Source organism: Butyricicoccus sp. (assembly GCF_050872565.1).
In the GTDB taxonomy this organism is placed as follows: Bacteria; Bacillota; Clostridia; order Oscillospirales; family Butyricicoccaceae; genus Butyricicoccus_A.
Genome location: NZ_JBNMHC010000035.1, coordinates 1 through 11,453, shown reverse-complemented (window position 1 = coordinate 11,453; position 11,453 = coordinate 1). Strand labels below are relative to the sequence as shown.

The window sequence follows — 11,453 nt, the reverse complement described above, 5'->3', positions numbered from 1 at the left end:
GAAGAAGCCAGCAGCAGCAGCGGAGCCAATAACACCGGCAACGTTCGGGCCCATAGCGTGCATGAGCAGGAAGTTGGACGGGTTTTCCTTCTGACCCTCAATCTGAGCGACACGAGCAGCCATCGGAACAGCGGATACACCAGCGGAACCGATCAGCGGGTTGATCTTGCCCTTGGTAACCCAGCACATGATGTCGCCAAAGATGACGCCACCGAAGGTGGAGAGCATGAATGCAACCAGACCCAGAATGATGATAAAAATAGTCTGCTTGGTCAGGAAGGTGCTTGCAGCAGCGGTTGCGCCGACAGAAGTGCCAAGCAGGATGGTGATGGAGTTCATCAGAGCATTCTGAACGGTATCAGACAGACGGTCGCATACGCCGGACTCGCGGAACAGGTTGCCCAGCATCAGCATACCAATCAGCGGAGCGGTGTCCGGCAGAAGCAGGATAACGATGGTAGCAACAGCGATCGGGAAGATGATCTTTTCAGCCTTGGAAACTTCGCGCAGCTGCGTCATCTTAATCTTACGATCTTCCTTGCGAGTAAACAGCTTCATAATCGGCGGCTGAATCATTGGAATCAACGCCATGTACGAGTACGCCGCGATAGCGATAGCGGACAGGTACTCCGGAGCCAGCTGAGAAGTTACCATGATAGCGGTCGGGCCGTCTGCACCACCGATGATACCGATAGCAGCAGCAACGTTGACCGGGAAATGGAAGATCAGCAGAGCGCCGAGGAAGGCGGAAAAGATACCAAACTGAGCGGCAGCGCCGAGCAGCAGCGAGGACGGACGAGCAATCAGCGGACCGAAGTCTGTCATTGCACCGACGCCCATAAAGATCAGCGGCGGATAAATATCGAATTTAACGCCATAATAGAAGTAGTTGAGCAGTCCGCCGTCCTGCATGATGTTTGCGTTCGGCAGGTTTGCCAGCAGCATACCAAATGCGATCGGAACGAGAAGAAGCGGCTCAAACTTCTTTGCGATGCCCATGTACAGCAGGACAAACGCAATGAGAATCATGATAAGATTTCTTGGGTCATTGGCAAAACCCGCGAAACCCGATTCCCCGAGAATCTTACCGAGAACGGTAGTGAAAGAAAATTCCATTGTCTGCGACCTCCGTTAAGAGATGGTGCACAGAACACTGCCGGTGTCAACCGACGCGCCCTTGGATACGCATACGGAAGATACCGTACCATCCTTGCTGGCAAAAATCTCGTTTTCCATCTTCATTGCTTCCAGAATGAACAGGATGTCGCCGTTCTTTACGGTCTGACCCTGCTGGCAGCGAACGTCGAGGATGGTGCCCGGCATCGGGGAAGTGATCGGGTCACCTGCACCTGCCGGAGCGGCCGGGGCAGCAGCCGGAGCTGGAGCAGCAGCCGGTGCAGCGGCCGGAGCCGGAGCAGCAGCAACCGGAGCCGGTGCCGGAGCTTCGCCGATGTAAGCAGCGACAGCCTTGCCCTTTTCTACTTCAACTTCATACTGTTTGTCGTTGAGCGTTACAATATATTTCATGTTGTTTTGTACCTCCAATTAAAGCGCCTGAATGCGTCTAAACTGCAATTCGTCCAGCGGAATGTCGGTCTCATCGCTGATGATGGCCATAATGCACGCCGCGGTCTCTTCATCGACATCAATCAGCTGCAGCTTGCCATCCCACGGCTTGGAAGGCTTTTCTTCTTCCTTTGCCGGAGCTGGAGCGGCTGGAGCTGCGGTCTGTGCTGCCGGAGCAGCGGACTTCTTGTCCTTACCCTGTAGGGTAACAACAACAGCAGTGATGATTTTAATGACGACAATCAGGAAAAGCAGAAGGAGGAATACGGTTACGAAGCCACAAAGCGAGATCAGCAGGGCTTCACCTACACCAATGTTCATTGTCTGCCTCCTTAGTCAACCTTCTTGATGGAATATGTTACCTTGACGCCCTTGTGCTCCTCGCGGTACTGGAAGAACTTCTCAGCCTGCTGCGGGAATGCTACATAGGACAGAACATCCTCTTCGCTCTCGGCGATGCCTTCCAGCTTCTTGACAGCTTCCGGAATCTCCGGCTTCAGAGTCTCTGCATAACGGCCTTCCATCGGCTTGTTGCCTTCGCCCAGAACCTTAGTTACCAGTTCCGGATTGATCTCAGCCGGTGCCTTGCCGTACTCGCCGCGAATGTATGCGCGGATTTCCTTGGTGATGTTCTTGTAACGCTGGCCCATCAGGACGTTGTTAACAGCCTGAGAACCAACCATCTGGCTCAGCGGAGTAACGAGCGGCGGGTAACCCATATCCTTGCGGACATTCGGAACCTCAGCCAGAACCTCGTCCAGACGATCCAGAGCCTTCATATCGGTCAGGTTTGCAATCAGGTTGGACAGCATACCACCCGGAATCTTGTAGTGGAGGGCGTTGGTGTTGACGTTCATAACGAACGGATTGATCTTGCCTTCCTTAACGTATTCCTTCTTGATCGGCTCGAAGAACTCGTTGACCTTACGCATCTCTGCGCGATCCAGACCGGTCTCATAACCCATCTGTACGAGTACGTGATCCATAGCTTCGGTGCACGGCTGGGAAGTACCGCCTGCGAACGGAGAGATTGCGCAGTCGATGACGTCAGCGCCAGCCTCAACAGCCTTCAGGTAGGTCATAGAGCCCAGACCGGTGGTAGCATGGGTATGAACAACGATCGGAATCTTCACCTCAGACTTCAGAGCAGTGATGAGGTCGTAAACTTCCTGCGGGCTCATAACGCCAGCCATATCCTTGATGCACAGAGACTGGCAGCCAAGCTCTTCAATCTGCTTGCCGAGCTTTGCGTAGTTCTCCAGCGTGTGAACCGGGGACTGGGTGTAAGAAATGGTGCCCTGTGCTTCGCCGCCAGCCTTCAGGCATTCGTCAACCGCGGTCTCGATGTTGCGCATATCGTTGAGCGCGTCGAAAATACGGATGATGTCGATGCCGTTCTCAACGCTCTTGCGAACGAAAGCGCGAACGGTGTCGTCAGAGTAGTGCTTGTAGCCCAGAATGTTCTGGCCACGCAGCAGCATCTGCAGCTTGGTGTCCGGCATAGCCTTGCGGATGGTGCGCAGACGCTCCCACGGATCTTCGTTCAGGTAACGAAGGCAGGAATCGAATGTAGCACCGCCCCAGCACTCGACGGAGTGGTAACCAACCTTGTTCATGGTCTCCAGAATCGGCTTGAATTCCGACATCGGAAGACGAGTTGCGCACAGAGACTGGTTGGCGTCACGAAGGACGGTCTCTGTGATCTTCAGTTTTTTTGGCACAGTGTATCAGCTCCTTTAAGTAATTAAAGATAACGAAAATAAGTGGATGACGTTTTTGGGCGGAACATGATGCGGATCATAACGCCTCTTGCCGCGCAAATCAGGCCATCCAAACACTGCTATTATACATCAGAAATACACAGTATTGCAATGCAAAATTCGTATAATTACAGATATTTTGAACAGAAATTCGTAAAAAAAGCAAAGAAGCAAAAAAGCGATAGTCAAAGTAGACAAAAAATGACAGTGCAATCCGGCAAAATGCGCATTGACAAACGCGAAAACATCCCCTTCCCGAAGAAAGAGGATGTTTTGTTACAAAAAAGCATAAAATAAATGATTATTCTGCGCTGCGGCAGGCGTTCTTCATAGAACGCACATAGTCTGCAACCGGCTGCACGCTGTCTCTGCCGTACTGCGCAATGAGCTTGACGATAGCCGAGCCGACAATCGCGCCGTCTGCCTGACGGCACATCGTTTCTGCCTGCTCCGGTGTCGAGATGCCGAAACCGACAGCACACGGAATGTCCTTGACCTCTTTGACAAGCTTGACCATTGCACCGATGTCTGTCGTAATCGACGAGCGAGTACCCGTGACGCCGAGGGAAGAGACACAGTACAGGAAACCATTTGCCTGCTCGGCAATCGCACGGATGCGGTCGTGAGAGGTAGGCGCAATCATGGAAATCTGATCCAGACCATATTTCTGGCAAAGCGGCTCGAATTCCTGCTTTTCCTCGAACGGAACGTCAGGTACAATAATGCCGTTCATGCCGATTTCTGCGGCAGTCTGGAGAAACCGATCTGCACCGTAGGAAAAGATGACATTGGCATAGGTCATGAATACCATCGGGATAGATACCGTCTTGCGCACGCGGCGAACCATATCGAAGATCTTGTCGGTGGTTGTGCCTGCGGACAGTGCACGCAGGTTTGCCTCCTGAATGACCGGACCTTCGGCAGTCGGGTCGGAGAACGGGATGCCAAGCTCGATGAGATCGGCACCAGCCTTTGCAATGGCACAAATCAGTTTTTCGGTGGTCTCCAAATCCGGATCACCGCAAGTTAAAAATGGAATAAACGCCTTGCCTGCTGCAAATGCATCTGCAATCTTAGTCATGAAGATCCTCCCCTCTGTAACGTGCAATTGCTGCTACGTCCTTGTCGCCGCGGCCGGAGACATTGACAACAATAATCTGATCCGGAGACATGGTTGGCGCGAGCTTCTGCGCATACGCAATGGCATGTGCGGACTCAATAGCCGGAATAATGCCTTCTGTGCGGGACAGATACTCGAAAGCCTGTACGGCTTCTTCATCGGTAATCGGTACATACTTGGCACGGCCGGAATCGAACAGCATCGCATGTTCCGGACCAATACCCGGATAATCCAGACCGGCAGAAATCGAGTAAACCGGTGCGATCTGACCGTACTCGTCCTGGCAGAAGTACGACTTCATGCCATGGAAAATGCCTAAACGACCGGTGGACAGGGTTGCGGCTGTTTCTTTGGTATCAATGCCGCGACCGGCAGCTTCACAGCCAATCAGCTGGACACTTTCGTCTTCGATAAAGTTGTAGAAAGCACCGATGGCATTGGAACCGCCGCCGACACAAGCGAGGACAGCGTCCGGCAGACGACCTTCCTTCTCCAAAATCTGCTGCTTGATTTCCTTGGAAATCACAGCCTGAAAATCACGAACGATCGTCGGGAACGGATGCGGACCCATGACAGAGCCGAGAACATAATGGGTGTCCTCAATGCGGCTGACCCATTCGCGGAACGTCTCAGAAACGGCATCCTTCAGAGTTGCGGTGCCGCTGTCTACCGGATGCACCTTGGTGCCCAGCAGCTTCATGCGGTAGACATTGAGTGCCTGACGCTCAGTGTCCAGACGACCCATATAGACTTCGCATTCAAGACCGAGCAGAGCAGCAGCAGTTGCCGTGGCAACGCCGTGCTGACCGGCACCGGTCTCTGCAATGACGCGAGTTTTGCCCATCTTCTTGGCGAGCAGGCACTGTGCCAGCGCGTTGTTCAACTTATGAGAACCGGTATGGTTGAGATCCTCTCGCTTGAGATAAATCTTTGCACCGCCCAGATCCTTGGTCATCTTGTCTGCATAGTACAGCAGAGACGGACGACCGACATAGTTATTGAGCAGTTCTTCCAGCTCAGCATTGAATGCCGGATCATTTTTATAATAGTTGTATGCTTCTTCCAGTTCCTGAATGGCATTCATTAGAGTTTCGGGGATGTACTGTCCGCCGTGAATGCCGAATCTTCCTTTTGACATGTTAAATACTCCTTATTCTCTCGATCAGGGTGCGGATTTTTTCGGGATCTTTGACGCGATTGGTCTCCACACCGCTGGAAATATCCATTGTATCCGGCTGCATCTTTGCAGCATCGTCAATATTGTCTTCACACAGACCGCCTGCCAAGATAAATGGGCGTCCGATGTCTCGAACCAGTGTCCAGTCGAAGGTTTCGCCGGTGCCGTAGCCGTTGTCGAGCAAGATCATGTCGGCACTGCTGGCACGCGCCGCATCCAGATCATCAGCCGAACGAATGCGAAATGCCTTCCATACCGGTTTGCCGGTGCGCCATTTGAGTTCGTCAATATACGATTCATCCTCTTGTCCGTGCAGCTGGGCGATGTCAATCACACCTTGCTCCAACAGAGCGGCAACGGTTTCCAGCGGCTGATTGACGGTCACGCCAACAGCAGGAATGCTATCCGATAATTGCGCGTGCAGCACCTGTACTTGCTCTGGGGTGCAGTTTCGGTGGCTCTTGGGAAAGTTGATGATAAAACCGGCATAATCCGGCTGATATTGATTGACGGCTTCAATGTCTGCTGGGCGGCTGAGACCGCAAATCTTTACTTTCATCGATGCAGACCTGCATTTCTCATTTCAGCGAGCAGGGCGGCTTTGTCCGGTGCACGCATGAGCACTTCGCCCATGAGCACGGCATCTGCGCCGATGCTGCGCAAATCTGCGACATCCTTGGAACAGGATACGCCGGATTCTGCCACATATAAGCTCTCTGACGGAATCAAATCGCGCAGACGGCTGGCATTGGAAAAATCAACAGAGAAGTCTTTCAAATTGCGGTTGTTGACGCCGATGACGCGGGCACCGGCGGCGACAGCGGATTGAATTTCCTTCGCATCGTGTGCCTCGACCAGAGCGGTCAGTCCCAGTGTCTCGCAGATGCCAAGATACTGTTCGATGGTCTGTGTGTCCAAAATGGCACAGATTAACAGAACAGCATCAGCACCCATCAGCTTGGCCTGATAAATTTGGTAGGCATCCACCGTAAAATCCTTGCGAATCATCGGTGTCTGTACCGCGGCGCGAATGTCGGTAAAGATCGCATCGCTTCCAAGAAACCATTTGGGTTCGGTTAGGCAGGAGATACAGTCTGCTCCGGCTTGCTCGTATTCTTTGGCGATGTCCAGATACGGAAACTGCTCTGCGATAATGCCTTTGGAAGGCGATGCCTTCTTGACTTCACAGATAAAGGATAAGCCGTCTCCGCGCAGAGCCTGCTCAAAAGCAAACGGCGTGCGGGAAGGAAAACTTTTGCAGCGCTCTTTGAGTTCCTCTAAGGGGTGTACCTGCTTGTCAGCGCGTACACGCTGCTGTGCGTAAGCAGCAAGTTCATCTAATATCATGATCCAGCCCTCTTACTTGTTGGATGCAGCGATATAAGCTTCCAGCGTCTGCATAGCCTTGCCGGAGTCAACCAGCTGTGCTGCCAGCTTTACGCCGTCAGCCAGTGTATCTGCCTTGCCGGAGATATACAGTGCGGCACCAGCATTCATCAGGACAATGTTGCGCTTTGCGCCCTGTTCCTTGCCGGACAGAATATCGCGGGTGATTTGTGCGTTTTCTTCACCGGTACCGCCGACAATATCGCTCTTGCTGCCGCGCGGGAAGCCGAAGTCCTCTGGCTGAATGGTGTAGGTCTTGTATTCACCGTTTGCAAATTCGCATACGGTAGTCGGTGCGCTGATAGAAATTTCATCCATGGTATCCTGACCGAATACAACCATGCCGCGCTCGACACCGAGGCTGGACAGTACGTGAGCCATCGGCTCAACCAAATATTCGCCGTATACACCGAGAACCTGATAGCATGGCTTGCACGGATTGGTGATTGGACCGAGAATATTAAAGATCGTGCGGAAGCCAAGCTCCTTGCGGATTGCACCGACATATTTCATAGAGGTATGGTACTTCTGGGCGAAGAAGAAGCACAGTCCAACCTGTTTCAGTTCCTCGATGCATTTCTCCGGTGTCTGATTCAGGTTGACGCCGAGGGCTTCCAGACAATCTGCAGCACCGGATTTGGAAGAAGCGGCGCGATTGCCGTGCTTAGCTACCGGCTGACCGCCTGCGGCGATGATAATCGAAGCAGTAGTCGAGATATTAAACGAATTAGAACGGTCACCGCCGGTTCCGACGATTTCCAAGCACTTGAGATCACCGGTATCTACCGGAATGGCGTGTTCACGCATCGCGGCAGCACAGCCGGAAATTTCATCAATGGTTTCAAACTTGGCACTCTTCGTAGAGAGCGCTGCGAGGAATGCGGCGTTCTGTGTCGAGGTCGATTCGCCGCTCATAATTTCATTCATGACCTGATAGGCTTCATCATAAGTCAGATCTTCACGGGTGACAATTTTTTCAATCGCTTCTTTAATCATAACGAGGACGCTCCTTTATCTAGAATAGGTATGCTTTCAGAGGGCGAGGAAGTTTTTCAATAAAACGGAGCCCTGTGGGGTGAGGATGGATTCCGGATGGAACTGTAAGCCAAATACCTGTTTGTCTCTATCCATGACTGCCATCACTTCACCGATAGAATCGGTGGATACAATCTTGAGCGTATCCGGCAGGTTGGTGCCAATCAAGGAGTGATACCGTGCAACAGCCATTTCGTCTGCCAGACCGGCAAACAACGGACAGCTGTGATCCAGCGAGACAATGCTCTGTTTGCCGTGCATCAAGTGCTTGGCGTGGGTGACTGTGCCGCCGTATACTTCGCAGATCGCCTGATGGCCGAGGCACACACCGAGAATCGGAATTTTTCCGGCAAATTCCCGAATGACATCCTCACAAATACCGGCGTCGCACGGACGGCCCGGACCAGGGGAGAGAATGATGTGATCGGGATTCAGCTTGCGGATTTCTTCCAGCGTGATGCGGTCGTTGCGGTATACGCGAATATCTGGCTCGATGGTGCCGCACATCTGATATAAATTATAGGAAAAGCTGTCGTAATTATCAATGAGTAAAAGCATTGCAAAGCACCTCTCAGTCTGCGTCCACTTCGGCAGCGCGTTCAATCGCAGCGATTACTGCGCCAGCCTTGTTTTGGGATTCCATGTATTCATTTTCCGGTACGGAATCAGCGACAATGCCGCCGCCAGCCTGTACAGTGACTCTGCCGTTCTTTTTCACTGCCATGCGAATGGCGATACAGGTATCCATGTTGCCGGTAAAATCGACATAACCGAGTGCGCCGCCATATACGCCGCGTGCACACGGCTCCAGTTCTTCGATGATTTCGCAGGCGCGAATCTTCGGCGCGCCGGATAAGGTTCCGGCAGGGAGCAGGGTGGAGATGGCATCAAAGGCATCAAATTTCGGCAGGATATTGCCTTCGACAACCGATGTGATGTGCATGATGCGGGAGTACCGATGAATCATCTGATAGTCCGTCACTTCGACAGAGCCGAACTGAGACAGTTTGCCGATGTCGTTTCTGCCCAAATCGACGAGCATGTTGTGCTCGGCAAGCTCCTTTTCATCTGACAGCAGATCTTTTTCCAGTGCGAGATCTTCTTCTTTGTCTGCGCCGCGCGGACGGGAACCGGCAACCGGGAAGGTTGCCAGACGGCCATTTCTCAGACGAACCAAGGTTTCCGGAGAGGTGCTCATCAGCTCAATGTCATCCCGGTGCAGATAAACCATGTACGGAGAAGGATTGGTGGTGCGCAGAACGCGGTAGGCGTCCAGCAGGCTGTCGGTATACGGTGTCTCAAACCGGCGGGAGAGAACTGCCTGGAAAATATCACCGTCTACAATATATTGCTTGGTCTTGTTGACGATGTCACAATATTCTTCCTTGGTCACGTTGCAGGTGAACTGCGGCTTGCAGTGCTTGCGGGTGACCGGAAGCTGCATCGGTTCGCGGATCAGACGAATCATTTTTTCGATCTCTGCGCGTGCCGTGCCGTAGTTTTCCAGTACGTTGTCGGTCGGCATGTTGACGATGACATCAATTTTTTGTGACAGATGGTCGTAAGCAATGACCTTGTCGAACAGCATCAGGTCGAAATCATCAACATCGCTAGAACGAAGATTCAGTGTCGGCTCGGCATAGCCAATCATGCGATATGCGTAATAGCCAACCAGACCGCCGGTAAACGGCGGAAAGCCTTCGATGCGCGGTGCCTTGTACTGCGCCATCAGCTTGCGGAGAATATCATTGGGCTGATCCGTCGTTACGCTCTCGCGGCGGCCATCAGCGTATTCTGTGGTAACCACGTGATCTTTACATACAATGTGTACGAGTGGGTCGTATCCGAGGAACGAGTAGCGTCCCCAGCGTTCACCGCCCTCTACGCTTTCCAACAGGAAGTATCGATTGGATACCTGCGCGATCTTTCGCAGAAGCGCGATTGGTGTGGTAACATCAGCATAAATTTCGCGGCACAGCGGAATCATCGAATAGTCCGCTGCATATGCTTGAATTTCGGAAGAAGTAGGTTTCAGCATGGTTTATCGTCCTTTCTGAATGGATGCGGTGGGAAAAGACAATAAAAAAAGCCTTCATCCCGAGCCTGCATCTCTGCTAGATCTCTGGGACAAAAGCTATCAGCTTCTGCGGTGCCACCCATATTGCCGATGTTCCGGAAAGAAATCGACCACTCATCGCACACCAACATGTGCGCTCCACGATAACGGCGGGAATCCGTCAGCACCTACTTACAAAGCTGTGTTCAGGCTGCCCTCACGAGTCCATTCTGCATCATCCGTACCGCTGTAATCCCACCATCTACAGCTCTCTGTGCGTACTTCACGAAACGTACTTGTCTCGATCAACGGTTTTCAAATGTTGTATTAAAAGTACCACAGAAGTACTGCATTGTCAAGTGGGGAGACAGAAATTATTTTTTGCTTCCGGAAAACTGGAAAATATTGCTTTGTGTGATATAAAAACAAAAAATAAACTTTGCAAAGATACGAAAAAACACAACGAAATTGTTACAAAAGGTACATATGAACAAGAAAATTACATACTTTTACCATTTTTTTATTGAAAATATCAAAAGGGTATGCTATAATCATTTCAGCGTAAGGCACATATGGCGGGCAAAAACGGCGCGCGTAAGACGGAGAAGAGATACCGCGCCGCTGTCGAAACCCTGCGACAGGGTCTGCATTTGCCTACTGTAGAGAAAGGTGGTAGACACAATGAATTGTACCAAACTGATGGAAGAGATGGAAGTATACCTGAAGAGTGACCGCTGCAAGGACTTACATGAAGCCAATGCACAGGATATTCACCACGCTCTTTCTAAAGCGATTATGGCACAGATTGCGACTCCGTGGAAGGAGAGCCAGAAGCTGCACCGCGAATCCAGACATGCTTACTATATGTCTGCTGAATTCCTGATTGGCCGTGCAATCTATAACAATCTGCTTTGCCTTGGTATTTACGATGAAGTAGAAAAGCTGTTTAACGAGCGCGGCCTCAAGCTGTCCGACATGGAAGAAGTAGAAGATGCTTCTCTGGGCAACGGCGGTCTGGGTCGTCTGGCTGCGTGCTTCTTGGATTCCGCAGCAACGCTGGATCTTCCGCTCGACGGCTACGGCATTCGTTATAAATATGGTCTGTTCAAGCAGTATATTCAGGACGGCTTCCAGAAGGAGACCGCTGACGACTGGACTCGCTTCGGCGATCCGTGGAGCATCCGCGTGGATTCCGATGCTGTCCTCGTTCGCTTTGCCGATCAGACCGTTCGTGCAGTACCGTACGATCTGCCGGTTATCGGCTACGGCACCAAGCACATCGGCAACCTGCGTCTGTGGCAGGCTGAGCCGCTGTCTTCCTTCGACTTCAACGAGTTCAACGATCAGCACTAT

At 51.9% G+C, this 11,453-nt stretch carries 12 protein-coding genes and 1 other annotated feature; of the genes, 1 reads left to right on the top strand and 11 read right to left on the bottom strand.

The annotated features are described in order from the left end of the window. The 11 genes from ACR0P9_RS02930 to ACR0P9_RS02880 form a co-directional block, all read right to left on the bottom strand. Window positions 1-1,116, bottom strand: a 1,116-nt coding sequence (locus tag ACR0P9_RS02930; protein ID WP_432617352.1) for a sodium ion-translocating decarboxylase subunit beta, incomplete at its 3' end; no start/stop codon positions are given. A gap of 15 nt (window positions 1,117-1,131) precedes the next feature. Further along, window positions 1,132-1,527: a biotin/lipoyl-containing protein gene (locus ACR0P9_RS02925; RefSeq protein ID WP_432617351.1), complete on the bottom strand. Its 396-nt coding sequence runs from the start codon at window positions 1,525-1,527 to the stop codon at window positions 1,132-1,134. Between the two features lie 18 nt (window positions 1,528-1,545). Further along, window positions 1,546-1,887, bottom strand: coding sequence for an OadG family transporter subunit (locus ACR0P9_RS02920; RefSeq protein WP_432617350.1), 342 nt, complete (start codon window positions 1,885-1,887; stop codon window positions 1,546-1,548). An 11-nt stretch (window positions 1,888-1,898) separates the two neighbouring features. Next, window positions 1,899-3,287, bottom strand: a complete 1,389-nt coding sequence (locus tag ACR0P9_RS02915; RefSeq protein ID WP_432617349.1) for a pyruvate carboxylase subunit B — start codon at window positions 3,285-3,287, stop codon at window positions 1,899-1,901. Window positions 3,288-3,627: 340 nt separating this feature from the next. Then, window positions 3,628-4,407, bottom strand: a complete 780-nt coding sequence (gene trpA / locus ACR0P9_RS02910) for a tryptophan synthase subunit alpha (protein ID WP_432617348.1) — start codon at window positions 4,405-4,407, stop codon at window positions 3,628-3,630. Beyond that, window positions 4,400-5,584 (bottom strand): tryptophan synthase subunit beta, encoded by a 1,185-nt coding sequence (trpB, locus tag ACR0P9_RS02905; protein ID WP_432617347.1) that lies wholly within the window; start codon window positions 5,582-5,584, stop codon window positions 4,400-4,402. Before trpB ends, trpA begins: the two co-directional genes overlap by 8 nt. A gap of 1 nt (window position 5,585) precedes the next feature. Continuing rightward, a complete protein-coding gene (locus ACR0P9_RS02900) occupies window positions 5,586-6,182 on the bottom strand; it encodes a phosphoribosylanthranilate isomerase (protein ID WP_432617346.1) in 597 nt (198 codons plus the stop codon). After that, window positions 6,179-6,973 (bottom strand): indole-3-glycerol phosphate synthase TrpC, encoded by a 795-nt coding sequence (trpC, locus tag ACR0P9_RS02895; protein ID WP_432617353.1) that lies wholly within the window; start codon window positions 6,971-6,973, stop codon window positions 6,179-6,181. The genes ACR0P9_RS02900 and trpC overlap by 4 nt, the downstream gene beginning before the upstream one ends. Before the next feature lie 9 nt (window positions 6,974-6,982). Further along, window positions 6,983-8,005, bottom strand: a complete 1,023-nt coding sequence (gene trpD / locus ACR0P9_RS02890) for an anthranilate phosphoribosyltransferase (RefSeq protein WP_432617345.1) — start codon at window positions 8,003-8,005, stop codon at window positions 6,983-6,985. 36 nt (window positions 8,006-8,041) lie between these two features. Next, window positions 8,042-8,602 (bottom strand): anthranilate synthase component II, encoded by a 561-nt coding sequence (locus ACR0P9_RS02885; RefSeq protein ID WP_432617344.1) that lies wholly within the window; start codon window positions 8,600-8,602, stop codon window positions 8,042-8,044. Between the two features lie 13 nt (window positions 8,603-8,615). After that, window positions 8,616-10,082: an anthranilate synthase component I family protein gene (locus ACR0P9_RS02880; protein ID WP_432617343.1), complete on the bottom strand. Its 1,467-nt coding sequence runs from the start codon at window positions 10,080-10,082 to the stop codon at window positions 8,616-8,618. A gap of 82 nt (window positions 10,083-10,164) precedes the next feature. After that, window positions 10,165-10,418: a binding site (T-box leader), on the bottom strand. A 363-nt stretch (window positions 10,419-10,781) separates the two neighbouring features. Here ACR0P9_RS02880 and ACR0P9_RS02875 point away from each other — a divergent pair. Then, the coding region (locus ACR0P9_RS02875) for a glycogen/starch/alpha-glucan phosphorylase (RefSeq protein ID WP_432617342.1) at window positions 10,782-11,453 on the top strand (672 nt) is incomplete at its 3' end.

Coding starts and splice junctions, on each gene's coding strand:
- trpA (WP_432617348.1), bottom strand. CDS start 4,407: ATGACTAAGATTGCAGATGCATTTGCAGCAGGCAAGGCGTTTATTCCA.
- ACR0P9_RS02880 (WP_432617343.1), bottom strand. CDS start 10,082: ATGCTGAAACCTACTTCTTCCGAAATTCAAGCATATGCAGCGGACTAT.
- ACR0P9_RS02900 (WP_432617346.1), bottom strand. CDS start 6,182: ATGAAAGTAAAGATTTGCGGTCTCAGCCGCCCAGCAGACATTGAAGCC.
- ACR0P9_RS02925 (WP_432617351.1), bottom strand. CDS start 1,527: ATGAAATATATTGTAACGCTCAACGACAAACAGTATGAAGTTGAAGTA.
- ACR0P9_RS02885 (WP_432617344.1), bottom strand. CDS start 8,602: ATGCTTTTACTCATTGATAATTACGACAGCTTTTCCTATAATTTATAT.
- trpB (WP_432617347.1), bottom strand. CDS start 5,584: ATGTCAAAAGGAAGATTCGGCATTCACGGCGGACAGTACATCCCCGAA.
- ACR0P9_RS02920 (WP_432617350.1), bottom strand. CDS start 1,887: ATGAACATTGGTGTAGGTGAAGCCCTGCTGATCTCGCTTTGTGGCTTC.
- trpD (WP_432617345.1), bottom strand. CDS start 8,005: ATGATTAAAGAAGCGATTGAAAAAATTGTCACCCGTGAAGATCTGACT.